This is a genomic window from Pseudoxanthomonas sp. SGNA-20, assembly GCF_003931635.1.
Classification (GTDB): Bacteria; Pseudomonadota; Gammaproteobacteria; order Xanthomonadales; family Xanthomonadaceae; genus Pseudoxanthomonas.
In genome coordinates this window covers 206,576-232,141 of the sequence record NZ_RRYK01000001.1, presented here as the reverse complement: position 1 = coordinate 232,141, position 25,566 = coordinate 206,576, and the positions used below count along the sequence as shown (strand labels likewise).

The window sequence follows — 25,566 nt, the reverse complement described above, 5'->3', positions numbered from 1 at the left end:
GGGCCGGCATTGTAGCCGCGAAGCCGGACCGGCGCCCCGGTTTGACGGCCCGCGACTTGGCAAGGCGGCCGGCAGCCGGGATACTCCCGGCCCATGGGGAACCTGGGGAAGGCAGCCGTCCTGCTGCTGCTCGGGCTGGCTGCGCTTCCGGCCAGCGCGGGCACCGTATACCGGTGCGTCGGCAGTGACGGTGTATCCAGCTACGTGACCAAGCGCGTGCCCGGCGCCCGTTGCGCCGTGGCCAGCCATTTCACGCCCGATCGCCGCAGCCCCAGGCCCGCCGCGCCGCCCGCGGCCGCCCCGGCCAGTACGGCCAGTACGGCCAGTACGGCCAGTACGGCCAGTACGGCCAGTACGGCTGCCGCACCGGCCACCCTGGTCCCGGCGGCCATCACCACCCCGGCATCCGCTGCCAGCCCCGCGACCGCGGCCACGCCGCCCCGGCGCCGGGTCAGCGGCCAGGTTTATTCCTACGTCAAGGACGGGGTGCGCCACTTCAGCAGCCGGCCCCCGGCCCGCGGTTCCGGCGCCAGCGGCGTGCGCGCGGTGGCCTACAGCTTCATGGAGACCTGCTACGCCTGCGCGGTCCAGCCGGGGGTGAGCTTCGCCACCGTGCGCCTGAACACCGACGCCTACCGCGACGAGATCGCCGCGGCCGCGCGCGAGTTCGGGGTGGAGGAAGCGGTGGTGCGGGCGGTGATCCACGCCGAATCGGCCTTCAACCCGATGGCGCTGTCGCACGCCGGTGCCCAGGGACTGATGCAGCTGATGCCGGCCACCGCCCAGCGCTTCGGGGTCAGCGACAGCTTCGACGCGCGCCAGAACATCCGCGGCGGGACCCAGTACCTGGCCTGGCTGCTGAAGCGCTACAACGGCGACCTGACCCTGGCCGCGGCCGGGTACAACGCCGGCGAGGGCGCGGTGGACCGCTACAACGGGGTGCCGCCGTACAGCGAGACCCAGCGCTACGTGCAGCGCGTGGGCGTGCTGGCCGAGCGCTACCGCGGCGTGCTGGCGGCGCGCTGAGGCCGCGGGGACGGGCATGCGACCGGGACGCAGCATGCGAGGGACAGGCCGCCATTGTCGGCCCATTAAGCGTTCCGTTACACTTCCCTGTCTTTTGCGACCAGCCATGGTCGCGGGCAGCCAACGCTACCAGCTGAAGATTTTCGGAGTGCCGGATGGCCAACGATGAGGTCCAAGCGCCCGTGAACACGGGCCGACGCCGGTTCCTGACCGCCACCACCGCCGTGGTGGGGGCCGTGGGCGCCGGTTTCGCCGCAGTGCCGTTCATCAAGTCGTGGAACCCGAGCGCCCGGGCCAAGCTGGCCGGCGCCCCGGTGACCGCCGACATCAGTGCCCTGCAGGAGGGCCAGCGGCTGATCCTGGAGTGGCGCGGCCAGCCGATCTGGATCGTCAAGCGTTCCAAGGCCGTGCTCGACGCACTGCCTACGCTGGACGGCCGCCTGCGCGACCCGCAGTCGGAGAATCCGGACCAGCAGCCGGAGTACGTGCGCCAGGCCAACCCGGTGCTGCGCTCGCTCAAGCCCGAGATCTCGGTGCTGGTGGGCCTGTGCACCCACCTGGGCTGCTCGCCGGAGATGGCCGCCGAGATCAAGCCCGAGCCGTACGACCCGGAGTGGAAGGGCGGCTACTTCTGCCCGTGCCACAAGTCCCGCTTCGACATGGCCGGGCGCGTGTTCCAGGGCGTGCCGGCGCCGACCAACCTGGTCGTGCCGCCGCACCACTACGCCGACGACAACACCATCGTCATCGGCGTCGATCCGCAGGGGGCATAAGCCATGGCCAACATCTTCACCCGCGCCGCCACCGGCGTGATGGACTGGGTCAACGCGCGCGCGCCGGCCCTGGCGCCGATGTACCGGAAGCACATGTCCGAGTACTACGCGCCGAAGAACTTCAACATCTGGTACATCTTCGGCGTGCTGTCGCTGGTGGTGCTGGTCAACCAGATCGTGACCGGCATCTTCCTGACGATGCACTTCAAGACCAGCGCGGCGGAAGCCTTCGCCTCGGTCGAGTACATCATGCGCGACGTCGAGTGGGGCTGGCTGATCCGGTACATGCACAGCACCGGCGCCTCGCTGTTCTTCATCGTCGTCTACCTGCACATGTTCCGCGGCCTGATGTACGGCTCGTACCAGAAGCCGCGCGAGCTGGTGTGGATCCTCGGCATGCTGATCTACCTGGTGCTGATGGCCGAGGCCTTCATGGGCTACGTGCTGCCGTGGGGCCAGATGTCGTTCTGGGGCGCCAAGGTGATCATCTCGCTGTTCGGCGCGATCCCGGTGATCGGCAACGGCCTGACCGAGTGGATCATGGGCGACTACCTGCCCTCCGACGCCACCCTCAACCGCTTCTTCGCCCTGCACGTGATCGCGCTGCCGCTGGTGCTGCTGCTGCTGGTCGTGCTGCACCTGGGTGCGCTGCACGAGGTCGGTTCCAACAACCCCGACGGCGTGGAGATCAAGAAGGGCCCGAAGGGCAACCGCTGGTCGCCCACCGCGCCGGCCGACGGCGTGCCGTTCCACCCGTACTACACGGTGAAGGACACCTTCTACGTGTGCCTGATGCTGCTGGTGGCGGCCTTCATCATCTTCTTCGCCCCGGCGTTTGGCGGCTGGTTCCTCGAGCACGACAACTTCACCGAGGCCAACAGGCTGGTCACCCCGGAACACATCAAGCCGGTGTGGTACTACACGCCCTTCTACGCGATGCTGCGCGTGGTCCCGGACAAGCTCGGCGGCGTGCTGGTGATGTTCGGCGCGATCGCGATCCTGTTCGCGGTGCCGTGGCTGGACCGCTCCAGGGCCAAGTCCTACCGCTACCGCGGCGTGCTGTCCTGGGCGCTGCTGCTGGGCTTCGCCTTCAGCTTCGTGTGGCTGGGCAAGATCGGCGCCGGCCCGGGCACGGATCCGGTCGAGACCATCGTCGGCCGCTTCCTGACCGCCTACTACTTCCTGTTCTTCCTGACCATGCCGATCTGGACCAAGATCGACAAGACCAAGCCGGTGCCGGAACGGGTGACGACGCATGACTAAGAAGTGGATTGCACTCCTGGCTTCGGCCGCGATCGGGCTGCTGTCCTCGGCCTCCGCGCTGGCCGCCTCCGGCGGCCAGCTGCAGCAGGCCGGCAACGACCTGTCCGACCGCGCCTCGCTGCAGCGCGGCGCGGCGCTGTACATGAACTACTGCTCCGGCTGCCACTCGCTGAAGTACCTGCGCTACTCGCGCATGGGCGAGGACCTCGGCCTGACCGAAGAAGAGGTGATGCAGAACCTCAACTTCACCGGCGCCAAGTACGGCGAGCAGATCCACGTCGCGCTGGCCCCGGCGGACGCCGAGAAGTGGTTCGGCAAGATGCCGCCGGACCTGAGCCTGATCTCGCGCGTGCGCGGCACCGACTGGCTGTACACCTACCTCAAGTCCTTCTACCTGGACGAGACCCGCCCGCTGGGCTGGAACAACAAGCTGTTCCCGAACGTCTCCATGCCCAACCCGCTGTGGGAGCTGCAGGGCCTGCAGCACGCCGAGTACGGCGAGCCGGACGAGGCGGGCGAGCGCCATCCGGAGCGGCTGGTGGTGACCTCCCCGGGCAAGGTGAGCACCCAGGAGTTCGACCAGGCGGTGCGCGACATCACCAACTTCCTGGAGTACGCCGGCGAGCCGGCTGCGCTCAAGCGCCAGGCCATCGGCATCTGGGTGATCCTGTTCCTGGTGGTGCTCTCGTTCCTGGCCTACCTGCTCAAGCAGGAATACTGGCGGGACGTGCACTGAGGTCCCCCCTCCAGGGTTCGCAGCCAAGGCCGGGTCTCCCCCGGCCTTGCGCTTTTTGGCGCCGGAACGGCACACTCGGGGGATTATCACGACCGGCGGCGAGGGGCCGCCGGCGTTGGTGCGACCGGCGGAGCCCGGTCGTCGGAGGCCCAGATGGCAGCGAGCGTGCGCATGCGCAATACCCTGACTTTGTTTTCCTCCGTCGATGACGTCCTGTGTCATCGAGTACGCCTGGTCCTGGCGGCCAAGGGCGTGACCTACGACCTGGTGGCGGTGGATGCCCAGAACCCGCCCGAGGACCTGATCCACCTCAACCCCTACCACTCGGTGCCCACCCTGGTGGAGCGCGAGCTGGTGCTGTACGCCGCCTCGGTGGTCAGCGAATACCTGGACGAGCGCTACCCGCACCCGCCGCTGATGCCGGTGGACCCGCTGTCGCGCGCGCGCCTGCGCCTGGCGATGCTGCGCATCGAGCACGACTGGGTGCCGCAGGTGCAGGCCATCCAGCTGGGCAACAAGCAGCAGGCCGAGGCCGGCCGCAAGCGCCTGCGCGAGCTGCTGACCGAGTCGCTGCCGCTGTTCAAGGCCAGCAAGTTCTTCCTCAACCCCGAGATGAGCCTGGCCGACTGCGCCATGGCCCCGATCATCTGGCGCCTGCCGGCGCTGGACGTGCCGCTGCCGAAGGACGGCAAGGCCATCGAGGACTACGGCAACCGCATCTTCCGCAACCCCGGTTTCGCCCGCAGCCTCACCGAGCAGGAACGGAAGCTGCGCGACCTTCCGGTCTGAACGGCGCCGCGGCGGCCCCCGGCCGCCGCGGTCGCGTAGACTGTCCGCATGAGCGACGACGTCCCCCGCATGACCTCCTACCGTCCGTACCTGCTGCGGGCGCTCACCGAGTGGATCAACGACAACGGCATGACCCCGCACATCCTGGTGGATGCGTCGGTGCCGGGGGTCCAGGTGCCGCCGGGTGCGGTGCGCGACGGCAAGGTGGTGCTCAACATCGCCGACCGCGCCGTGGTCGGCCTGCACATCGACAACGCCTGGATCGGCTTCACCGCGCGCTTCGGTGGCGTCAGCCAGCCGGTCAGCGTGCCGGTCAGCGCGGTGCTGGCGGTGTACGCGCGCGAGACCGGGCAGGGCATGGTCCTGCCCGAGGACACCGGCCTGCCACCCGATGCGGCGAGCGACGAGCACGACGGCCCGGACGACACGCCCCCGGCGCCGGAACCGCCGCCGGCCGGCAAGCGCCCGCACCTGCGGGTGGTCAAGTAAGCCCGATGCACGCGCCGGCCCTTGGCCGGCGCGGCCGTTTCAGTCCTGCAGGCCGGCGCGGCCGCGCGCAGGCAGGGGAACGACCGTGGCCCCGGACGAGGGCCCGGTGAACGACACCAGGCGCCCGCCGCGCAGCACCAGCCGTCCGCTGTGGCGGTCGGTGCCGTCGTGCGAATAGTCGAAGCGGAAGGTGCGCTCCAGGCCAAGCCAGCCGTCCTCGCGCCGGTACAGGCGCAGGCCGGCGGCGTGCACGCTGTGGTCCAGCCATTGCACGCCGGCGGCGGCGCAGGCATCGCGGCCGAGGGCCTCGGCGCGTTCGGCCGCCGCGCGCGCCGCGTTCCAGAACGCGACCATCGCGGCGCCGGCAATCATCAGCAGGATCAGGCTGGGCATGCGCGGACTCTAGCCCAGCGCCGCCGCGTGCGCACCGGTCAGTCGCCGTCCGCGGTGGCGTCCGGTGGCGTGGATCCGGATGCGGGCGCGGCAACGGGTTCCGGTCCAGCCGCCGGTGCCGGTGCGGGCGTTGCCGGCACCGGCGGGGCGCCGGACCACAGCGCATCCAGTTCCGCCTGCGTCCGCAGTTTCAGCAGCACCGCCCAGTCGCGCCGGTTGAGGCTGCAGGCCTCCGGGCGGGCGGGGCCGCAGGCGGCCGCGGGCATGGTGCCGTCGTAGTCGGCGCCGGCGGTCTGGCCGGCGCCGACAAGGCCGGCGACGCTGCGCTCCAGGCGTCCGGTGCGATCCAGCGGCAGCTGGCGCATCACCACGGAATTGAGCACGTTGCCGCCGATCGAATAGAGGGTGCGGTCGCCGCCGGGATTGGCCGCGACCACCACCTCGCAGTGCGACTGCCGCGGCAGTGGCCCGCTGCCGGACAGGCCGGCGCGCAGTCCCGCGGCGCCCCGGCCCTCGTCGTTCCCGCGCAGGAAGCACAGCAGGTCGCCCGGCGCGGGCTTGTCCGCGAACGGATCGGCGTAGCGGTACGGGCTGTGCTCCGGATCGCGGTAGGCCTGGGCGATGTAGTCCATGTGCCGCGGCGAGGCAGCGAAGTTCGGCACCCCGGCGCGGCGCACGACCCAGGAGATGAACGCCGCCGACCAGGGGTGGTCGAGCAGGAAGGCGCGGCAGTCGCTGTCGTAGTGGCGGTCGCCCGGCGGCAGGAAGCAGCTGGTGGCGCCGGGAAGCGCGCCCATCTGCGCCAGGGTGCCGCTCTCGCGCCAGTAGCGCGCGACCTGCTGCCAGGCCGGGGTGGCATCGTCCGCGAGCCGGGTGCGGTCGCCTTCGCCCAGGGCCAGCGCGATCACCCGGCCCTCGCTGTCGATGAAGGGCCGGTACCACAGCCGGTACTCCTGGCAGGCGACCCGGGCCACCGCAGCAGCGGTGCGCTCGACGCCATAGCGCGGTGGCAGGTCGCAGGCCTCGACCGCGGCGCGGGCCGGCGCCGGGGCCAGGAGCAGCCCGGCCAGGGCGAGCAGGATCAGGCAGGGGAGGTTGGGGCGCATGCGGACTCCTTTCCCGTGGCCCCGAGGTTAGCCGCTGGCGGTGGGCGCGGCGTGACCGCGGCTCAGGCGGGCGGCGGGCCGAGCTTGAGCGACAGGTCGATCGCGCGCACGTGCTTGGTCAGGGCGCCGATGGAAATGAAGTCCACGCCGTCCTCGGCGATCGCGCGCAGGCCTTCCAGGCCGACGCTGCCGGAGACCTCCAGCGGGGTGCGGCCGGCGAACGGCGCCGAGCGGGCGATGCGCACCGCCTCGCGGCGGGTGGCGGCGTCGAAGTCGTCGACCAGGATGCGGTCGCAGCCGGCTTCCAGCGCCTCGCGCAGCTCGTCCAGGGTTTCGACCTCGACGATCAGCGGCAGGTCGGGCCGCGCCGCCCGCGCGGCCTGGATCGCGGCGCCGACCGAACCGGCCACGCGCACGTGGTTCTCCTTGAGCATCACCGCGTCGTACAGGCCCATGCGGTGGTTGCCGCCGCCGCCGGCGCGCACCGCGTACTTCTGCGCCTGGCGCAGGCCGGGCAGGGTCTTGCGGGTATCGAGGATGGTGGTGCCGGTGCCGCGCACGGCCTCGACGTAACGGGCCGTCACCGTGGCGGTGCCGCTGAGGGTCTGCATGAAGTTGAGCGAGGTACGCTCGGCGCTCACCAGCGCCCGGGTGCGGCCATGCAGGACGGCCAGCACGGTGCCGGCGGCCACGCGCTGGCCCTCGGCCACGTGCCATTCGATGCGGACCTGCGGGTCGAGCACGCGGTGCGTGGCCTCGAACCAGGGGCGGCCGGCGACGACCGCGTCTTCCTTGCACAGCAGGTAGGCCCGCTCGGGCTGGTCCGGCAGCAGGGCGGCGGTGGCGTCGCCGTCGCCGATGTCCTCGGCCAGGGCGCGGCGCACGTCCTCCAGCACCACCGCTTCCGGGGGCGGGAGCAGGTCCGGCCGGCTCATGCCGGCGGGAAGTCGGCCACCTGGGCCGTGGCCAGGGCTTCCTCGACCAGCAGCACCGGGATGCCGTCCTCGATCCGGTAGACGTGGCGGCGGTCGCGGGTGACCAGGGCCTCGCGCAGCGGTTCGCGCTGCGGCGTGCCGTCGGCGCGGCTCACCTGGCCGGCGGCGATGGCGCGGTTGAGCGCTTCCAGCCCGCGCGACTCCAGCAGGGCCAGCGGCTGGCGGGTGTCGGGCGAACAGAGCAGGTCGAGCAGCTTGCGGTCCATGGCATTCGGTCGGGGAGCGGAGGCGGCTAGAATACGGCCTTGCCACCGAGGACGGCCATGCCAGCCCAGCCCAATCCGCCCGCGCCCACCGCCGCCGCGCCCCTGGTCGGCGTCGTGATGGGTTCCCGCTCCGACTGGGAGACGATGCAGCACGCCGTGCAGAAGCTCGAGGCCCTCGGGGTTCCGCACGAAGTCCGCGTCGTGTCCGCGCATCGCACCCCCGACGTGCTGTTCGAGTACGCCGCCAGCGCCCAGGCGCGCGGCCTGCGCGCGATCATCGCCGGCGCCGGCGGTGCGGCCCACCTGCCGGGCATGCTCGCCTCCAAGACCCCGGTGCCGGTGCTGGGCGTGCCGGTGCAGAGCCGCGCGCTCAACGGCCTGGATTCGCTGCTGTCGATCGTGCAGATGCCGGCCGGCATCCCGGTCGCGACCTTCGCCATCGGCAACGCCGGCGCCGCCAATGCCGGCCTGTTCGCCGCGGCGATGCTGGCCGCCGACCATCCGGACATCGCCCGCGCGCTGGAAGCTTTCCGCCAGCGCCAGACCGAGGACGTCATGGCCAATGACGACCCGCGGCAGTGAGTCGCCGCGCATGAGCCGTCGCCAACGCGTGGGGATCCTCGGGGGCGGGCAGCTGGCGCGGATGATGGCGCTGGCCGGCCTGCCGCTGGGGCTGCAGTTCAAGGTGCTGGACCCGGCCGCCGACGCCTGCGCCGGCGAGTGCGCGCCGCTGCTCAACGCCGCGTTCGACGATGCCGCCGCGCTGCAGGCGCTGGCCGGCGAGGTCGACGTGGTCACCTTCGATTTCGAGAACGTGCCGGCCGACAGTGCCCGTGCCCTGGCCGGCAAGGTGCCGGTGTTCCCGGCGCCGGACGCGCTGGCCGTGGCCCAGGACCGCCTGGCCGAGAAGACCCTGTTCCGCGAACTGGGCATCCCGGTGCCGGCGTTCGCCGCGGTCGACAGCCGCGAAGGGCTGGAGCGCGCGCTGGACGAGGTCGGCGTGCCGTGCATCCTCAAGACCCGCCGCCTGGGCTACGACGGCAAGGGCCAGTTCCGCATCCGCAGCCACGCCGACGCCGATGCCGCCTGGGAGGCGCTGGGCGCGCAGGCGGCGCGGGTAGGCTTGATCCTCGAGGCCTTCGTGCCGTTCGACGGCGAGGTCAGCGTGGTTGCCGTGCGCGGCCGCGACGGCGAATTCCGCGCCTGGCCGCTGACCGCCAACTGGCATGTCGACGGCGTGCTCTCGGCCAGCCTGGCGCCGGCGCCGGTGCCGGCCCGGGTGCAGGACACCGCGCTTCGCTACGCCCGCCTGCTGGCGGAGAAGCTGGGCTACGTCGGCGTGTTCGCGCTGGAGCTGTTCCGCCGCGGCGACCAGCTGCTGGCCAACGAAATGGCGCCGCGCGTGCACAACTCCGGGCACTGGACGATCGAGGGCGCGGAGACCTCGCAGTTCGAGAACCACCTGCGCGCCGTGCTGGGCCTGCCGCTGGGCAGCACCGCGATGCGCGGCCATGCCTGCATGCTCAACTGGATCGGCGCGATGCCGGACGCGGCCGGCGTGCTCGGCCAGGCCGGCGGCCACTGGCACGACTACGGCAAGGAGCCGCGCGCAGGGCGCAAGGTCGGCCATGCCACCTTCCGCGCCGACACGCCGCAGGCGCTGGCCGATGCGCTGGAGGCCGCCGGCGCGGCGCTGGAGCGGCAGGCGCAGGTCGTGCCGGTCGTGGCCCTGCTGCGCGGCTGAGCCGCGCCGTGGCCGGTCAGCGCAGGCGGCGGGCCACGGCCTCCCAGTCCACCACCTTCCAGAAGCCGGCCAGGTAGGCGGCGCGGTCGTCCTGGTGGTCCATCCACCAGGCGTGTTCCCACAGGTCGCAGGCCAGCAGCGGGGTGTCGCTGCCGGTGGCCGGGGTGCTGGCGCCGCGGGTGACCAGGATGCCGGGGCTGCCGTCGGGGCGCTGCACCAGCCAGGCCCAGCCGGGCCCGGGCTGGGCCAGGGCCATGCGCTCGAACTCGGCGCGGAAGCCGGCGAGGTTGCCGTAGCGGCGTGCCAGCAGGTCGGCCAGCGCGCCGCGCGGTTCGCCGCCGCCGCGTGGCGACATGCAGCTCCAGTAGAAAGCGTGGTTCCAGGCCTCGGCGGCGGCCTCCGCCAGCCGGCCCTGGGCCCGGCGCAGCAGCTCCGGCAGCGCCAGCGCCTCCAGCCCGGAGCCAGGCAGCAGGCGGTTGAGCGCCTCCACATGCTCGCGGTGCACGCCACGGTGCGCTTCCAGCGCGGCGGCGGAAACATGGGGCTCCAGCGCGGTGCGCGCGTAGGGCAGGTCGGGCAACTCGAACGGCATCGGGGGACTTTCCGGGGGAGGCGCGGCGTCGGGGCGGCCGCGCTGGGATTACAATTGCAACTTCAGTGTAGCCGACGGCCGTCCAGGCCCCGGCGTCAGGAGACTCGCAATGGCGGTGATGGATCGCATCCAGGCCGAGGTCGAGAGCCGGCCAATCGTGCTGTTCATGAAGGGCACTCCGGCGTTCCCGATGTGCGGGTACTCGGCCCGCGCGGTGCAGGCCCTGCAGGCCGCCGGGGCCAAGGACCTGCACACGGTCAACGTGCTGGAGGAGCCGGAGATCCGCGCCAACCTGCCGCGCTATTCCAACTGGCCGACCTTCCCGCAGCTGTTCCTGCACGGCGAGCTGATCGGCGGCTGCGACATCACCCTGGAGCTGCTGGAGTCCGGCGAGCTGCAGCGGATGGTCAGCGAAGCGCAGACGCAATGAGCCTGGTTGGTCTTCCCGTGGCGGCGCCAAGGCCGCTGGCAGGTCGTGTCGTGCTCGTGGCCGGTGCCCATGGCGGGCTGGGCAGCGTGGCTTCCCGTGCCTGCGCCGAAGCCGGCGCCACCGTGGTCCTGCTGGGCCGCAAGCTGCCGCGGCTCAACCGCGTGTACGACGCCGTCGCCGCGGCGGGCCCGGAGCCGCTGCTGTACCCGCTGGACCTGGAGGGCGCCACGCCGGACGACTACGCCGAGCTGGCCGGGCGCATCGAGGCCGAGCTGGGCCGCCTGGATGGCATCCTGCACTGCGCCGCCGAGTTCCGCGGCCTGACGCCGCTGGAACACCAGGACCCGGCCCAGTTCGCCCGCGCCATCCACGTCAACCTGACCGCGCCGTGGTGGCTGCTGCAGGCCTGCCTGCCGCTGCTGCGCCAGGCGCCGGACCCGGCGGTGGTGCTGGCGGTGGACGACCCGGCGCGGGTGGGGCAGGCGTACTGGGGCGGCTACGGCGTGGCCCAGCACGGGCTGCACGCGCTGCTGCGCATGCTGGCCGCCGAGCTGGCCAACGACCCGGTGCGCGTCTGCGGCCTGCAGCCGGGGCCGATGCGCACCCCGTTGCGCGCCCGCGCCTACGCCGACGACCTGGCCGCCGACCTGCGCGATCCGCAGGCCTATGCCGAGCGCTGCGTCATGCTGCTCTCGGCCGCAGGCAAGGACTACCGCGGCCGGGTGCTGGCCGGGCTGGAGGGGGTGCCGGCATGACCATCATGTCCGCGGCCCTGCTGCTGTTCCTGATCCTGGATCCGCTGGGCAACGTCCCGGTGTTCCTCAGCGTGCTCAAGCCGCTGGCGCCGCAGCGCCAGCGCAAGGTGCTGGTGCGCGAGCTGCTGATCGCGCTGGCCGTGCTGATGCTGTTCCTGTGGTGCGGCAAGTACGCCCTGGAGCTGATGCACCTGCGCCAGGAGTCGGTCTCCATCGCCGGCGGCATCGTCCTGTTCCTGATCGGCATCCGCATGATCTTCCCGCGCCCGGAAGGGCTGATGGGCGAGATCCCGGACGGCGAGCCGTTCATCGTGCCGCTGGCGATCCCGCTGGTGGCCGGCCCCTCGGGCATGGCCGCGGTGATGCTGATGGGCAGCCGCGAGCCGGACCGGCTGTGGGAGTGGAGCCTGGCGCTGTTCCTGGCCTGGGCCGCGACCGCCGCGATCCTGCTGGCCTCGCCGTTCCTCTACCGGCTGCTCGGCCGGCGCGCGCTGACCGCGGTCGAGCGCCTGATGGGCATGCTGCTGGTGGCCATTTCGGTGCAGATGCTGCTGGACGGCGTGGCCGTCTACCTGGCCCAGGTGGCGGCCGCTTGATCGGTCGCCGGGCGGCGGTTTCGTCGCAAACCATGCTGCGGCGCAGTAAAAATTTGTAATGAAACCGTCACAGTACGCACCTACCATGTTAACCTAGTGTTAACCGCGCGCAGCGCCGCGCGCGGGGAAGCCATTGATCCTATTAGCCCTTGTTCGGGCTGAAACTTTTTCCGCCACCCTCCCGAGGCCTTTAGCCATGACCGATCACCGTCGACCCCGGATGTCCAAGCTCGCCCTTGGACTGGTCGCCGCCCTCGCTGTTGCTCCTGCGTTCGCCCAGAGCACTTCCTCTGGTGTCGCCGGTACTGTTACCTCCACCAGCGGCCAGCCGGTCGCCGGCGCCGAGGTGACGATCGTCCACGTCGAGTCCGGCACGGTCAGCCGCGCCACCACCGACGCCAACGGCCGCTACACCGCGCGCGGCCTGCGCCCGGGTGGCCCGTACACCGTCACCATCACTTCGGCCCAGGGCACCACGACCGAGGAAGGCGTGTACCTGGAGCTGAACAAGGTCGGCACCGTCAACGCCGCCCTGGGCAACGTGACCGAGATCGCCGCCGTGCAGGTGACCGGTTCGCGCCTGCTGGACACCTTCAACCCGGACAACAAGGGCGTCAGCACCTCCATCAGCGGCCGCCAGCTCGAGACCGCCGCCGCCGGCAACCGCTCGCTGGACGACTTCGCCCGCCTCGACCCGCGCCTGTCGGTCGACGCCGGCACCGGCGCCATCTCCGCCGCCGGCGTGAACAACCGCTTCAACGAGATCCAGGTCGATGGCATCTCCCAGGGCGACCCCTTCGGCCTGAACGCCAACGGCATGCCGTACACCGGCTCGCCGATCTCGATCGACACCATCGCCGCGTTCGACATCGCCGTCACCGACTACGACGTGGCCTTCAGCACCATCGGCGCGCAGATCAACGCGGTCACCAAGTCGGGCACCAACGAGCTGCACGGCTCGGCCTACTACGCGTTCAAGGATGCCGACAGCATGATCGGCAAGCGCGACGGCAAGCGCTACACCGGCTTCGACAAGGACAGCACCAAGGGCTTCACCCTGGGCGGCCCGATCGTCAAGGACAAGCTGTTCTTCTTCGTGTCGGCCGAGAAGCAGGAAGTGACCGCGATCGGCGGCACCGACTCCGACGGCCTGAGCACCGGCGCCGTGACCCAGCAGCAGGTCAACGACGTGATCGACGCCGCCACCCGCCTGGGCCTGTTCCCGGGCGCGTACATCGGCGCGATGGACCTGGAGAACGAGCGCTTCCTGGCCAAGCTGGACTGGAACATCAACGACTACCACCGCGCCAGCCTGACCTACCAGCGCACCGAGGAGGTCAAGCCGAACCCGTACAACCAGTCGGGCAACCGCGTGGTCCTGTCCAGCCACTGGTACAACTACGACAGCCTGACCGAGAACACCTCGCTGCAGCTGTTCAGCGACTGGTCCGAGAACTTCAGCACCGAAGCCAAGATCAGCTACCAGAAGTTCGACCAGGAGGCGGCCGCGTTCACCAACCAGCCGCACGTGGAGGTCTACACCGGCACCGCCACCAGCGGCCCGGCGATCTTCCTGGGCGAGGACAAGTACCGCCACGAGAACGCGATCTCGACCAAGAAGCTGACCGCCTCGCTGTTCGGCAACTGGTACCTGGGCGACCACGTCGTCAAGGGCGGCTTCGAGTACGTCGAGAACGACGTCTACAACATGTTCGGCCGCGACCTGCACGGCGTGTACCAGTTCACGCTGGCCAACTTCCTGGCCTGCGCCGACGGCAGCACCCCCTGCAACTACTCGCGTTACGACCTGCGCACCCCGGCCCCGGGCTACGGCCTGGAGGACGTCCCGGGCGCGGTGACCATCAGCACCTTCAGCCCGTTCGTGCAGGACACCTGGCAGGCCACCGACAAGCTGTCGCTGACCTACGGCGTCCGCGTCGACATCCCGAAGGAAGACCACGCCCCGCTGTACAACGCGGCCTTCGAGGAAGCCTTCGGCTACCGCAACAACCACCGCCTGGGTTCCAGGAACAAGGTCGTGCAGCCGCGCGTGGCCTTCAATTACCTGCTGAACGAGGAGCAGTTCATGCAGGTGCGCGGTGGCTTCGGCCTGTTCCAGACCAAGCCGCCGGCGGTGTGGCTGAACAACCCGTACCAGAACAACGGCCTGACCGTCTACGCGTACAACACCTCCAACCCGGCCACCGCCCCGTTCAGCCCGGATCCGTACAACCAGAACGTCCCGGGCAACGGCTCGGCGCCGCAGATGGCCGTCGACACGCTTGATCCGGACTTCAAGCTGCCGACCGCGTGGAAGGCCAACCTGGGCTTCGACGCCGCCCTGCCGTGGTGGGACCTGGTCGCCACCGTCGAGCTGCAGTGGATCAAGAACAAGGACGCGATCCTGTACCTGGCGCCGAACATCGGCACCCCGAACGGCACCCTGCCGGACGGCCGCGCCTCGTACTGGGTGAACGGCTTCACCACCAGCAGCTCGGCCAGCGGCAAGAACCACGGCAGCAACCGCGCGTTCACCACCAACTCGACCCTGCTGACCAACACCGACAAGGGCGGCTCGCGCGCCATCACCTTCGCCCTGGACAAGAAGTTCAGCGACGGCTGGTACGCCAACCTGAGCACGACCTTCACCAAGGCCGAGGAAGTGAACCCGGGCAACAGCTCGCAGGCCTCGTCGGGCTACAGCTACGTCGCCCGCGTGGACCACGAGAACGTGGTCTCCAGCACCGCCGACCGCACCATCGCCACCCAGGTCAAGCTGGCCGTGGGCTGGGAGCACGCGTTCTTCGGTGACTACAAGACCAGCATCACCGCGTTCTACAACGGCCACGACGGCATGCCGTACAGCTGGACCTACGGCACCGACGTGAACGGCGACGGCGACTCCAACTACGACCTGGCCTACATCCCGCTGCGCGAGAACGACCCGTACGTCAGCTACGGCAACGCCACCGCCGAGCAGATCGAGGCCTTCCACAAGTTCATCGACGGCGACCGCTACCTGTCCAAGCACCGCGGCGAGATCGCGGAGCGCAACGGCGCGCGGATGCCCTGGGTGAACCAGCTGGACGTGTCGATCCAGCAGGAGCTGCCGGGCTTCTTCAGGGAGCACAAGTCGATCGTCCGCCTGGACATCTACAACTTCCTGAACCTGCTCAACAAGGACTGGGGCGTGACCAACTACATCGACAACGGTTACAGCACCCGCCGCCTGGCCTACGTCAACGGCATCACCGACGACGGCAAGTACATCTACGGCCTGAACACCGCTTCGCTGGTGCCGTACGATGGCAAGGGTCTGCCGAGCCGCGCGGTGTCCCGCTGGGGCGCCATGCTGACCCTGAAGTACCAGTTCTGATGGCTGCTGCTTCAAGGTGACACGGAAACGGCCGGGGCAACCCGGCCGTTTCCTTTTGCGCGGTGGTGCGGCGCCCGGGGCTGCGCTAGAGTCGCCGACCGGTTTGCCACACTCGCAGGACCCCGATGAACGAGCCCGCCACCAGCACCCTCCCGGTCCAGGACGCCAGGATCTACCCGCGCGGCGGGCTGGACGTGCTGTCGCGGACCGAGGTGGCGCGGTTGCGCGACGCCTCCAGCGGCGGCATGCACGAGCTGCTGCGGCGCTGCGCCCTGGCGGTGCTGACCAGCGGTAGCGCCAGCGACGACCCGCGCGCCGCGCGCGACCTGTACCCGCACTTCGACATCCAGGTCACCCAGCAGGACCGCGGCGTCCGCATCGACCTGCAGAACGCGCCGGCGATGGCCTTCGTCGACGGCCAGATCATCCGCGGCGTGGCCGAACTGCTGTTCGCGGTGGTCCGCGACCTGGCCTGGACCGCGATCGAGCTGGGCCCGGAGTACGCGACCGAGCTGGAGAGCTCCGAGGGCATCACCGACGCCGTGTTCGGCCTGCTGCGCAACGCCCGCGTGCTGCGCCCGGCCGAGCCCAACCTGGTGGTGTGCTGGGGCGGCCACTCGATCTCGCGCGACGAGTACCTGTACACCAAGCAGGTCGGCTACGAGCTGGGCCTGCGCGGCCTGGACATCTGCACCGGCTGCGGCCCGGGCGCGATGAAGGGCCCGATGAAGGGCGCCACCATCGCCCACGCCAAGCAGCGCAAGACCCACACCCGCTACATCGGCATCACCGAGCCGGGGATCATCGCCGCCGAGTCGCCGAACCCGATCGTCAACGAGCTGGTGATCATGCCGGACATCGAGAAGCGGCTCGAGGCGTTCGTGCGCATGGCCCACGGCATCATCGTGTTCCCCGGCGGCGTGGGCACGGCCGAGGAAATCCTGTACCTGCTGGGCATCCTGCTGCGCGAGGAGAACGCGCACGTGCCGTTCCCGCTGATCTTCACCGGCCCGACCATCGCCGCGCCGTACTTCGAGCAGATCGACCGCTTCATCCGCCTGACCCTGGGCGAGGCGGCCACCTCGCGCTACGAGATCGTGATCGGCGACGCGCCGGAGGTGGCGAAGAAGATGTTCGCCGGCATCCGCCAGGTGCGCGAGGCGCGCATCGCCCACAAGGACTCGTTCTACTTCAACTGGGGCCTGTCGATCCCGCTGGAGTTCCAGCGCCCGTTCGTGCCCACCCACGAGGCCATGGCCGCGCTGGACCTGCACCACGGGCGCCCGGCCTCGGCGCTGGCCGCGGACCTGCGCCGCGCCTTCTCCGGCATCGTCGCCGGCAACGTCAAGGAAGAGGGCATGCGCCGGATCGAGCAGCACGGCCCGTTCGAGATCCACGGCGCGCCGGACATGATGCAGGCCCTGGACGGGCTGCTGCGCGCCTTCGTCGAGCAGCGCCGGATGAAGATCGCCGGCGAGTACCGGCCCTGCTACCGCGTGGTGGCCTGAGCCGGGTCGTCTGCCCCGGGTCCGGGCGTGGGCAGGTACAGCACCGCCACGTGGCGGCCGCCGCTGGCGTGGGTCTCCACCCCGCCGCGGTCGCCGGTCAGCGCCTGCACCCGCGCGCGCACCGAGCTCAGCCCCACCTGGTGGCCGTGGGTGGCCGGCCCGGCCGCGGACGGCAGGCTGTTGCTGACCGTGACCCGCACGCCCGAACCGGTGGAGACCACCACGATCCGCACCTCGCCGCCGCGGGGCGAGCGCTCGATGCCGTGGCGGATCGCGTTCTCCACCAGCGGCTGCACTGACAGGGTCGGCACCGGCACCGCCGGCAGCACCGCCGGCACCTCCCACTTCACCTGCAGGCGCGGGCCGAAGCGCAGCTGCTCGATCTCCAGGTAGCGGCGGGCCAGCGCCAGTTCGTCCTCCAGCGGGATCGTCGGTGGCCCGGCCAGGGCGGCGCGGAACAGGTCGGACAGGTCCAGCAGCAGGCGCTCGGCCTCGCCCGGGCGCTCGCGCACCAGGGCCACGCCGGTGTTGAGGGTGTTGAACAGGAAGTGCGGCCGGATCCGCGCCTGCAACGCCTCCAGCTGCGCCTGCTTGGCCTGCACCGCCAGCTGGGTGGCGCGCCAATGGTGGTAGAACACGGCCAGGCCCAGCAGGCCCACGCACAGGGTCAGGCCGGCCATGCGCGGCAGGCTCCAGCCCGGCGGCACCGGACCAGGCACCACCAGCGCCACCAGCGCCTGGGCGATGGCGTGCACCAGCCAGCTGGACAGCACCAGCAGCAGCAGGGCGATCCCGGCCACGTGCAGCGGCCGCAGCCGGGCCAGCAGGCCACGCACCAGGTATAGCGCGGCCAAGGCCAGCAGCAGGGTCCACTGCACCATCAGGCAGGCCAGGCCGAAGTACACCCAGCGGTCGGTCAGCGGCGGCTGGGCGATGGCCAGCAGGGCGGCCACGCCCATGCCGGCGACCACCGCCCAGACGATCGCCGGGGCGCGCCATAGCGCGTCCAGCGGCGGATCGGGTTGCGGGGCAGGGCGGCCGGACGGTGCGGGCATGCGGGCATGATGCCTTGCCACGGGCGGCGGCGGGAGCCGCCGCTGGTTCCCGGGTTCGGGCCGCTCGTCGGTTGCGGCTAGAGGCTGCGGGCATGCTCCGCTAAGTTGCGTTTGCATCCAACTGGGGGAAATCGGGCATGCATCCTTCGCATGGGCCATTGGTCCGGCGGCGCGGAACCCGCTTGCGTGCGCGGCCGGGGGGCTTCTCGCTGATCGAACTGATGGTCACCCTGGCGGTGCTGGCCATCGTGGCCGCGCTGGCCGTGCCCAACTTCGCCGTGGTGATGAACGGCAACCGCCTGACCAGCCAGGCCAACGAGCTGGTGGCCGACCTCCAGCTGGCGCGCACCGAGGCGCTGCGCCGCAACCGCACCGTGCGCCTGTGCCGCAGCAGCGACGGCGCGACCTGTGCCACCGGCAACGGCGAATGGACCGGCTGGGTGGTGCAGGCCTCCGGCGCGACCCCGGAGCTGCTGCGCACGACCGCGGTCAAGAGCCAGCTGAAGATCAAGACCCCCAGCGGGGTCAACAGCGTGGACTTCCGTCCCGACGGCCTGGCCCGCAATTCCAGCGGCGGCCTGCTGTCGACCACCTTCACCGTGTGCATGCCGACCAACCGCCCGCGCGAGAACCTGCGCCGGGTGGAACTGGCCGGCGGCAGCCGCCTGAACGTGACTGCCGCGGCGCATACCACGCAGGGAGCCTGCCCATGATCCGGATCCAGACCGCCGCCGGCACGCGTGCCGGGCGCCGGCCGGGCCCGCGCTGGCGCCGCCAGGCGGGCGTGAGCCTGCTGGAGGTGATGATCTCGGTGCTGATCCTCGGGATCGGCCTGCTGGGCATCGCCGCGATGCAGGCCACCGCCCTGCGCAACGGCCAGAGCTCGCTGGAGCGCACCCAGGCGGTGATGCAGACCTACGCCATCCTCGACGTGCTGCGCGCCAACCGCACCAACGCCATCGCCGGCTACTACAACACCAGCGGCATGCAGTGCACCCCGGCCAACCCGGACGCCTCGCTGCCGGCCGGCCAGCAGTCCGCCCAGGGCGAGCTCAACGTCTGGCTGGTCGCGCTCAAGACCAGCATGGGCCAGGCCGGGGACACCACCACCTGCGCCAACGTCGCCTGCGCGGGCAATGCCGTCGGCGGCGGCACCTGCACCGTCACCATCCAGTGGGACGACAGCCGCGGCAGTACCGCCAACGCGAGCGGCCAGGCAAGCGAGACCGGCGAAGGCAGTTCCACCCGCCAGGTCGTCACGGTGAGCGCCCTATGACACCCGTCAACCGCATCCCCCGCGGCGCCGCGCGCGCCCGCCAGGCCGGCGTGAGCCTGATCGAACTGATGATCGCCCTGGTGCTGGGCCTGCTGGTGGTCGGCGCGGCCATCGGCGTGTTCATCTCCAACAAGGCGACCTACCGCAGCACCCAGAACCTGGCGCGCATCCAGGAGAGCGCGCAGGTGGCGTTCGAGCTGCTCTCGCGCGACATCCGCGAGGCCGGCGCCAATCCCTGCGACGCCACCCTGGCGCCCGCCAACATCACCACCGCCGCCGCCACGGCCACCCCGGACGGCGCCGACTGGTACCTGGCCGTGGACTACCCGCTGTACGGCTTCGAGGACGGCGGCCCGACCCACGTCTCGGGCACGGACGTGATCCAGATCCTGCGCCCCGGCGACGACCTCCGCGGCCTGACCGCGGACCTGGCCTCCGGCGCCACCAGCGTGACCGTCGCCCCGGCGACCCCGCTGTTCAAGAGCGGCGACCCGGTGATGATCTGCGACATGCGCGTGCTGGCCGTGGCCCGCGCCAATGGCGACAGCACGGCCGGCGGCTCCCTCAGCTTCGCCTCCGGCGCCGGCACGAACTCGTGCGATTACTTCCCGATGCCGAACACCGGCACCTGCGCCGGCGCGGCCACCGCCTACGCCTTCCCCAAGTTCTCCTCGGTCATCTCCCTGCAGGGCGTGCGCTGGTTCCTGCGCGACCCCGACGGCAACCCCGACAACGGCTACTCCCTGTACCGCCAGGTCAACGGGGCCGCCGCCGAGGAAGTGGTGCAGGGCGTGGCCAACCTGCAGTTCCACTACCTGACCGATGCCGGGTACGTGAGCGCCTCCGTCCTGACCACCGCCGCCGACTGGCGCAACGTGCGCGCCGTGCGGATGACCCTGGTCCTGCGCGAAACCGAGCGCACGGGCACCGGTGGCCAGCACCTCACCCGCGTCGTCGAGAACGTCGTCGCCCTGCGGAACCGCGTGCTATGAAACAGCCCCTTGCCTTCCCCCCGCGCCAGCGCGGCGCTTCGCTGGTCGTCGTGCTCGTCCTGCTGCTGGTCATGACCCTGCTGGGCCTGGCGGTGCTGCGCGGCACCCTGCTGGAAGAGCGCATGAGCGCCAACATGTTCGACCGCAGCCTTGCCTTCCAGCAGGCCGAGTCGGCCCTGCGCGAGGCCGAGGACAAGGTCCGCAACGCGGTCCTGACCAACGGCAACGGCTGGGTGATCGGGGTCAAGTGCGGCAACGACCCGGCCAAGGGCGGCATCACCGGGATCGACGATTCCAAGTGCGGGATGCCGGCGACCGCGTATACCGGCGGAACGACCTGCACAGGAAGCAGCCTGACCAGCGACTGCTGGTTCAATGCGACCGACCAGCTAGGCACCGGGAACAAATCGGCCGGCGCGCCCCAGTACTACGTGCAGTACATGGGCTTGCGTGACAGCCATGACGAACTGGGCCTCGGTTCCAGCGCCGGATCGATGCAGTACGGCGGTGGTGGCGGATCGGTGGTGCAGGAGGCCATGTACAGGATCTTTGCCCGCAGCCACAACCCCTCCACGAACGGGGATCGCGCCGTGGTCGTTCTGCAAGCCAACGTGGTGGCCAAGTGATGAATTCGATGAGCCAGCTGCGCAGAGGTGCAGGGAATATTGCCATGAAGAATCTCCACCATCGTCGTATGGCGGCAGCGTCTGGCCATGGGAGCGCAAGCCGATTCGCAGCATTCGCCATCGGCTTGATGGCGGTGTTCTGCTCGATATCGTCCGTATCCGGCGTCAATATCGAAAACAAGCCGCTTACGGTGGGTAGCAGCGTGCCGGGTAACCTGGTGCTGGTGCCGTCGGTGGAGTATCCGACGATTCACAGCCAGGCAAATATCGGGAACTACGACGCCACGCGTCGCTATTCGGGCTACTTCGATCCGGACAAGTGCTACGCCTACCATTACAGTGCTACCGAATCGGAACGGCACTTCTATCCGGTCGGGCTGGCGAGCTCTTTCAATTGCCCGACTGCCGGGCAATGGAGTGGGAACTACATGAACTGGGCGGCCACCCAGACAATCGATCCTTTCAGGTCGGCATTGACCGGAGGTTATCGGGTCAAGGACGAGCCCGGTGAAACTTGGCTGGAGAAGGCGCGTCATGCGCCAGGATATGGGCTTTATCCGAATCGCAGACTGCCAGCGAGCGGGAACAATGCGACGTTGGTGGCGAACGTGACGGCTGCGCAGTGGGACAATCTGACTGTCCGTATTGAGGGTCTCGGCAACAAGATGAGGTTCAGCTCCTCGGGGAATCTTGATAACACGCCAACTGCATACAACCCGGCCATTCATCTCCTGACGAAGGGCGTGGCCGAGCAGAGCCACTGGGAAAGTTGCAGGAAGGGTCAGCAGGGTTGCCAGAACAACGGCACGCCGCGGAATCCAAGATGGGAGCGGAAGGTTGTGGACGTGGCCGCTGTTCCCAGTGATGCGGGGACAGTTTACGAAGTCAGCGTGCGAGTCAAGGTGTGCGACGCATCGGTCGGGGTCGAGTCGAACTGCAAGCAGTATGCCCAAGGCTGGAAGCCGGAGGGCTTGATCCAAGAGTATGCGGAACGTATCCGCTACAGCATCTTTGGTTTTCTCAATGAGACCGGCAACCAGCGGAACGGTGGCGTGATGCGCGCGCGCCAGAAGTTCGTCGGCCCGTACACCAACTATCCCGAGCTGGGGCGACTCGCGAACGTGAACAGCGAGTGGAACTCGTCCACGGGCGTGCTCGTGCGCAATCCGGATCCGGATGATGCGAACGGTACGGGCTTTGGTGTCGCGGACAGCGGCGTGATCAATTACCTGAACAAGTTCGGCCAGATGACAGGGCAGAACCCGAAGGGCAATGACCCGGTCAGTGAGCTTTATTACGCCGCCCTGCGGTACTTCAGGGGGCAGGGCAACCTTGCGGATTACACGAATAATCTTGATTACAACAAGGCCGATGGATTCCCGGTCATCACCAATTGGGACGATCCGATACGGTACTCCTGCCAGGTGAACGCGGTCCTCGGCATCGGCGACGTTTACACGCACGCGGACCATGACCTTCCCTCTGACGACAAGACTCTGGCGCAGCAGTACACCAACAGGGTGTTTCAGCTCGAGGGGATAAACAAGGCGGCATCCGCGGAATTTTCGGGGCGCGGCAATTCCGCGTACATCGCCGGTCTGGCGTACTACGCCCATACGAACGACCTTCGTCCGGACGATGCGGCCAAGCCGAACACCAAGGGCATGCAGACCCTTTCTACCTATTGGGTGGACGTGCGTGAGAATCAAAGGCTCGAGCCCAAGACCGGCAATCAGTATTGGCTGGCGGCCAAGTACGGTGGGTTTCGTGTCCCAAGTGGCTTCCGTCCTTTGACGGACAACCTGCCAGCCGGGAGCTGGCATACCTCGGGTGAGTACCTCACGGCTGGCGCTAACGGCGGGGTCACGTCGACCGTGACCGATTATCCGCGCCCCGACAATTTCTATGTCGCCAGCGAGGCCGACAAGATGGTGGAAAGCCTGCGCGCGGCGTTCCGAAAGATCGTCGATGACGCGAGTGGCTCCGCCAGCTCCTTCGCAAGCAACACGACCAAACTGGAAGTCGGGGCGCGTACCTACCAGGCCAAGTACATCTCCAATGGCTGGGCTGGGCGGCTTACGGCCAGCGACGTCGATACGGCAACGGGCAACCTGACCGACATCTGGGACGCGTCGGACTGGCTCGGCCAGGCGGCGGGCGACCTGAAGGTCAATGCCAACGCCACCACGCTGAACTACACCCAGCGGCAGATCCTCTACAACAACAGTGGCACCCTGGCCAACTTCATCACCAACTGGACCGGCAACACGCTGACCAGCCCGACGCTGGCCAAGCCGGGGGCGTTCTCGACGCTGAACGACAACCAGCTCAAGTACATCCTCGGCGATCGCACCCACGAGCGGCAGTCGACGGTGAGTGGGAGCCTGAGGGCCTTCCGCGACCGCCGTGGCATGCTCGGCGACATCATCAACTCCACCCCTGTCTACGTGGGACGCCCCAACGCGAACCTGTACGCGGGAGACGCGAGCTACGCGACTTTCGTCTCGCAGCAGTCTTCGCGTACCCCGGTGGTCTATGTCGGGGCGAACGACGGGATGTTGCATGCGTTCAAGGCGCCGGATTCGTGCACGGGCGCCAACGCCGAGTGTGGCAAGGAGCTCTTTGCATTCATGCCGACAGAGGCGATGGGCGTGCTCACCCAGAACGACCCGTCCACCAACAAATACCCGTACTGGCACCCGGAGTACGATCACGCATACTCGGTGGACGGCGAACTTACCGTGGCCGACGTCAAGCACAACGGCACCTGGAAGACAATCCTCGTCGGCACGATGGGGCGTGGTGGCAAGAGCATTTTCGCGCTGGACGTGACGGATCCGGCTTCGCCCAGCCTGCTCTGGGAGAAGACCGCGTCGGATCCGGCAATTGGATCGCTGCTCGGCAATGCCCTCGGCCGGCCGATCATCGCCAAGGTCGGGGACAACGACTGGCGAGTGTTCATCGGTAACGGCCCCAACAGCAGCAGTGGTGAGTCCGCGCTCATCATGCTCAACGCCGTGACCGGAGCGAATGCGAACACGAAGAGCACCGGGGCAGACGGGGACAACGGCCTTTCCGGCGTGAACGTCTGGGACGACCATGGCACCGTTATTCCCAGCAAGCCTGACGGCAACTTCGACACCGTGTATGCCGGGGACATGAACGGCAACCTGTGGAAGTTCGACCTCGACAACAACACGGTCACGCGGCTGTTCACGACCCAGGCCGGCCAGCCCATCACCGCCGCGCCCCTGGTCGCGAAGAATCCCTACAACCCGCCTGAAACCTGGGTATTCTTCGGCACGGGACGCTATCTCAGTACGGCTGATACGAGCAGTACCGCCAACCAGGTCGTGCAGAGCTGGTACGGCATCATCGACCGGGATGCCGCGGTGACCAGGGCTACGCTTTCGCAGTCCCGCATCACCCACCAAGACAGCGTCGGTCGGGTGATCGAGAAGGTGGGTGCGCCCGGGACGAATGGCTGGTACATCGACCTCCAGTCCCCCGCCGAGGCTGCCGGCGGTACGCCGAAGGGCGAGCGCATGGTGGTGCCCAATTTCTTCCAGGGCATGGCGCTTATCGGCACGACGCGGTATCCCGATTCCACGGATCCGTGTTCGCCCACGGGTCGCGGCTACACGATGGCGATCGACCCGTTCACCGGCGGCCGGCTCGGCAGCGCGTTCTTCGACATGAACGGGAACGGGACCGTTGGCGACAACGGCGACTACTACGGCGGCAACACCGACACCCCGTACTCGGGCGTGGCCTACGACAGCGGCCCGAACAACCCGATCTTCCTCGGCTCGTACATGTACACGAGCCTGGACGACGGCAGCTATTCGAAGATCATGACCAGCGGCTCGCAGGCGTTGGTGCGACGTGTCTCCTGGAGGGAACTGATCAATGGCAACTGACCGGAACCGCATGCGGGCCGCCGGAACGCGCCGGGCGCGGGGCTTCACCCTGATCGAGCTGATGATCGTGGTGGCGATCATCGCGGTGCTGGCCGCGATCGCCAACACCATGTACCAGGGCCACGTCGTGCGTGCCCGCCGCGCCGCCGCGGCCGCCTGCCTGCAGGAGCGCGCCCAGTTCCTGGAGCGCTACTACACGACCAACCTGAGCTACGCCAGCGCGCCCGACCCGGCGCAGTGCGGCCCGGACGTGGAGCCGTTCTACCAGGTGTCGCTCACCGGCGTGACCGCCAAGGCCTACACCCTGTCGGCCACCCCGACCAGCCGGCAGAAGGATCCCAAGTGCGGGACCCTGTCGATCAACGCCCAGGGCAAGCGCAGCGTCAGCGGCACCGCCGGCGTCGGCGAATGCTGGTGACCGGCCCCGGATGCGGCGTGCCCGAACCGCTGCATCCCCCGGCCCACGACCCGCAGCGGTAGCCACGGATGCCATGCGAGGGGGCCGCAGCAATGCGGCCCCCTTCGTGCATCCGGTGGCCGGCTGCGGCGGCGGAAGCCCTGCCGGGTTAAGCCGGGGCGGCGCGGCGCGATGTGCGGGGGATGGCGGCAATGCCCGCAGGCCTGGGGTGTCCGCGCTCGGCGCGCCCGGTGGCGGCAGGCCGCGCGATTGATCCTGCGGCAAGCGGGGCCGCTGGGAGGAGGGGCGGGGTGCACGCGCGGGCGCGCACGCAGAACGGCCTGGACTCACGGCCAGCAGCCGGGCGATCGCCACTTCCGCCGGTTTCCGCAATAGCAAAAAGGGCCGCTTTCGCGGCCCTAAGTGCTTGAATACTGGCGCCCGAAGTTGGACTCGAACCAACGACCCCCTGATTAACAGTCAAGTGCTCTAACCGGCTGAGCTATTCGGGCGGGGGCGCGTA

General features: G+C 69.5%; 25 protein-coding genes and 1 tRNA gene. 19 read left to right on the top strand and 7 right to left on the bottom strand.

The window, feature by feature from the left end:
* Window positions 1-93 precede the first annotated feature (93 nt).
* From EIM48_RS01010 to EIM48_RS00985, 6 genes are all read left to right on the top strand, one after another.
* Window positions 94-1,026: a lytic transglycosylase domain-containing protein gene (locus EIM48_RS01010; protein WP_125108376.1), complete on the top strand. Its 933-nt coding sequence runs from the start codon at window positions 94-96 to the stop codon at window positions 1,024-1,026.
* Window positions 1,027-1,181: 155 nt separating this feature from the next.
* A complete protein-coding gene (gene petA / locus EIM48_RS01005; RefSeq protein WP_019397754.1) occupies window positions 1,182-1,799 on the top strand; it encodes a ubiquinol-cytochrome c reductase iron-sulfur subunit in 618 nt (205 codons plus the stop codon).
* Window positions 1,800-1,802: 3 nt separating this feature from the next.
* A complete protein-coding gene (locus tag EIM48_RS01000; protein WP_028915841.1) occupies window positions 1,803-3,062 on the top strand; it encodes a cytochrome bc complex cytochrome b subunit in 1,260 nt (419 codons plus the stop codon).
* Complete coding sequence (locus EIM48_RS00995; protein WP_028915840.1) at window positions 3,055-3,798, top strand: cytochrome c1; 744 nt, start codon at window positions 3,055-3,057, stop codon at window positions 3,796-3,798. Before EIM48_RS01000 ends, EIM48_RS00995 begins: the two co-directional genes overlap by 8 nt.
* Before the next feature lie 153 nt (window positions 3,799-3,951).
* A complete protein-coding gene (locus tag EIM48_RS00990) occupies window positions 3,952-4,587 on the top strand; it encodes a glutathione S-transferase N-terminal domain-containing protein (RefSeq protein ID WP_026010333.1) in 636 nt (211 codons plus the stop codon).
* A gap of 48 nt (window positions 4,588-4,635) precedes the next feature.
* A complete protein-coding gene (locus tag EIM48_RS00985) occupies window positions 4,636-5,076 on the top strand; it encodes a ClpXP protease specificity-enhancing factor (RefSeq protein WP_026010332.1) in 441 nt (146 codons plus the stop codon).
* Between the two features lie 39 nt (window positions 5,077-5,115).
* On the opposite strand, the gene EIM48_RS00980 is transcribed toward EIM48_RS00985, so the two are convergent.
* The 4 genes from EIM48_RS00980 to EIM48_RS00965 all read right to left on the bottom strand — a co-directional run bounded on the left by EIM48_RS00980 (window position 5,116) and on the right by EIM48_RS00965 (window position 7,776).
* Window positions 5,116-5,469 (bottom strand): DUF3301 domain-containing protein, encoded by a 354-nt coding sequence (locus EIM48_RS00980; RefSeq protein ID WP_019397749.1) that lies wholly within the window; start codon window positions 5,467-5,469, stop codon window positions 5,116-5,118.
* A gap of 38 nt (window positions 5,470-5,507) precedes the next feature.
* The gene (locus tag EIM48_RS00975; RefSeq protein ID WP_028915839.1) at window positions 5,508-6,575 is read right to left on the bottom strand and encodes a DUF2272 domain-containing protein; all 1,068 of its coding nucleotides are present in this window, start codon (window positions 6,573-6,575) and stop codon (window positions 5,508-5,510) included.
* A gap of 62 nt (window positions 6,576-6,637) precedes the next feature.
* A complete protein-coding gene (gene nadC / locus EIM48_RS00970) occupies window positions 6,638-7,510 on the bottom strand; it encodes a carboxylating nicotinate-nucleotide diphosphorylase (RefSeq protein ID WP_125110898.1) in 873 nt (290 codons plus the stop codon).
* Window positions 7,507-7,776, bottom strand: coding sequence for a Trm112 family protein (locus tag EIM48_RS00965; protein ID WP_019397746.1), 270 nt, complete (start codon window positions 7,774-7,776; stop codon window positions 7,507-7,509). Before EIM48_RS00965 ends, nadC begins: the two co-directional genes overlap by 4 nt.
* Before the next feature lie 57 nt (window positions 7,777-7,833).
* Between EIM48_RS00965 and purE the strand changes: the two genes are divergently transcribed.
* Both purE and EIM48_RS00955 read left to right on the top strand, forming a co-directional pair.
* On the top strand, window positions 7,834-8,358 hold the full coding sequence (gene purE / locus EIM48_RS00960; protein WP_019397745.1) for a 5-(carboxyamino)imidazole ribonucleotide mutase: 525 nt from the start codon (window positions 7,834-7,836) through the stop codon (window positions 8,356-8,358).
* 10 nt (window positions 8,359-8,368) lie between these two features.
* Window positions 8,369-9,520: a 5-(carboxyamino)imidazole ribonucleotide synthase gene (locus EIM48_RS00955; protein ID WP_125110897.1), complete on the top strand. Its 1,152-nt coding sequence runs from the start codon at window positions 8,369-8,371 to the stop codon at window positions 9,518-9,520.
* Window positions 9,521-9,536: 16 nt separating this feature from the next.
* Here EIM48_RS00955 and EIM48_RS00950 read toward each other — a convergent pair whose 3' ends face one another.
* The gene (locus tag EIM48_RS00950) at window positions 9,537-10,112 is read right to left on the bottom strand and encodes a Fe-Mn family superoxide dismutase (protein ID WP_019397743.1); all 576 of its coding nucleotides are present in this window, start codon (window positions 10,110-10,112) and stop codon (window positions 9,537-9,539) included.
* 109 nt (window positions 10,113-10,221) lie between these two features.
* Between EIM48_RS00950 and grxD the strand changes: the two genes are divergently transcribed.
* The 5 genes from grxD (at window position 10,222) to ppnN (ending at window position 16,777) form a co-directional block, all read left to right on the top strand.
* Window positions 10,222-10,542 (top strand): Grx4 family monothiol glutaredoxin, encoded by a 321-nt coding sequence (gene grxD / locus EIM48_RS00945; protein WP_019397742.1) that lies wholly within the window; start codon window positions 10,222-10,224, stop codon window positions 10,540-10,542.
* On the top strand, window positions 10,539-11,297 hold the full coding sequence (locus EIM48_RS00940; RefSeq protein ID WP_026010329.1) for an SDR family NAD(P)-dependent oxidoreductase: 759 nt from the start codon (window positions 10,539-10,541) through the stop codon (window positions 11,295-11,297). The genes grxD and EIM48_RS00940 overlap by 4 nt, the downstream gene beginning before the upstream one ends.
* Window positions 11,294-11,893 carry a YhgN family NAAT transporter gene (locus EIM48_RS00935; protein WP_019397740.1) on the top strand — a complete coding sequence of 200 codons (600 nt, stop codon included), beginning with the start codon at window positions 11,294-11,296 and terminating at the stop codon, window positions 11,891-11,893. Before EIM48_RS00940 ends, EIM48_RS00935 begins: the two co-directional genes overlap by 4 nt.
* 220 nt (window positions 11,894-12,113) lie before the next feature.
* Window positions 12,114-15,269 (top strand): carboxypeptidase regulatory-like domain-containing protein, encoded by a 3,156-nt coding sequence (locus EIM48_RS00930; RefSeq protein WP_232207886.1) that lies wholly within the window; start codon window positions 12,114-12,116, stop codon window positions 15,267-15,269.
* A 125-nt stretch (window positions 15,270-15,394) separates the two neighbouring features.
* Complete coding sequence (gene ppnN, locus EIM48_RS00925) at window positions 15,395-16,777, top strand: nucleotide 5'-monophosphate nucleosidase PpnN (RefSeq protein WP_019397738.1); 1,383 nt, start codon at window positions 15,395-15,397, stop codon at window positions 16,775-16,777.
* Here the strand turns inward: ppnN and EIM48_RS00920 are convergent.
* Window positions 16,759-17,832 carry a histidine kinase gene (locus tag EIM48_RS00920; RefSeq protein WP_125110896.1) on the bottom strand — a complete coding sequence of 358 codons (1,074 nt, stop codon included), beginning with the start codon at window positions 17,830-17,832 and terminating at the stop codon, window positions 16,759-16,761. The two genes, ppnN and EIM48_RS00920, sit on opposite strands and share 19 nt — an antisense overlap.
* Before the next feature lie 182 nt (window positions 17,833-18,014).
* Between EIM48_RS00920 and EIM48_RS00915 the strand changes: the two genes are divergently transcribed.
* Genes EIM48_RS00915 through EIM48_RS00890 form a run of 6 tightly spaced genes read left to right on the top strand, consistent with a single transcriptional unit; the run spans window position 18,015 to window position 25,064 of the window.
* Window positions 18,015-18,545 carry a GspH/FimT family pseudopilin gene (locus EIM48_RS00915; RefSeq protein WP_019397736.1) on the top strand — a complete coding sequence of 177 codons (531 nt, stop codon included), beginning with the start codon at window positions 18,015-18,017 and terminating at the stop codon, window positions 18,543-18,545.
* The gene (gene pilV, locus EIM48_RS00910; protein ID WP_019397735.1) at window positions 18,542-19,108 is read left to right on the top strand and encodes a type IV pilus modification protein PilV; all 567 of its coding nucleotides are present in this window, start codon (window positions 18,542-18,544) and stop codon (window positions 19,106-19,108) included. The genes EIM48_RS00915 and pilV overlap by 4 nt, the downstream gene beginning before the upstream one ends.
* On the top strand, window positions 19,105-20,100 hold the full coding sequence (locus EIM48_RS00905) for a PilW family protein (RefSeq protein WP_125110895.1): 996 nt from the start codon (window positions 19,105-19,107) through the stop codon (window positions 20,098-20,100). Before pilV ends, EIM48_RS00905 begins: the two co-directional genes overlap by 4 nt.
* On the top strand, window positions 20,097-20,726 hold the full coding sequence (locus EIM48_RS00900) for a PilX N-terminal domain-containing pilus assembly protein (protein WP_125110894.1): 630 nt from the start codon (window positions 20,097-20,099) through the stop codon (window positions 20,724-20,726). Before EIM48_RS00905 ends, EIM48_RS00900 begins: the two co-directional genes overlap by 4 nt.
* A gap of 8 nt (window positions 20,727-20,734) precedes the next feature.
* Window positions 20,735-24,646, top strand: coding sequence for a PilC/PilY family type IV pilus protein (locus EIM48_RS00895; RefSeq protein ID WP_233581606.1), 3,912 nt, complete (start codon window positions 20,735-20,737; stop codon window positions 24,644-24,646).
* Window positions 24,636-25,064, top strand: a complete 429-nt coding sequence (locus EIM48_RS00890; protein ID WP_305000365.1) for a type IV pilin protein — start codon at window positions 24,636-24,638, stop codon at window positions 25,062-25,064. The genes EIM48_RS00895 and EIM48_RS00890 overlap by 11 nt, the downstream gene beginning before the upstream one ends.
* A gap of 414 nt (window positions 25,065-25,478) precedes the next feature.
* On the opposite strand, the gene EIM48_RS00885 is transcribed toward EIM48_RS00890, so the two are convergent.
* Window positions 25,479-25,555 (bottom strand) — tRNA-Asn (locus tag EIM48_RS00885).
* Window positions 25,556-25,566 lie beyond the last annotated feature (11 nt).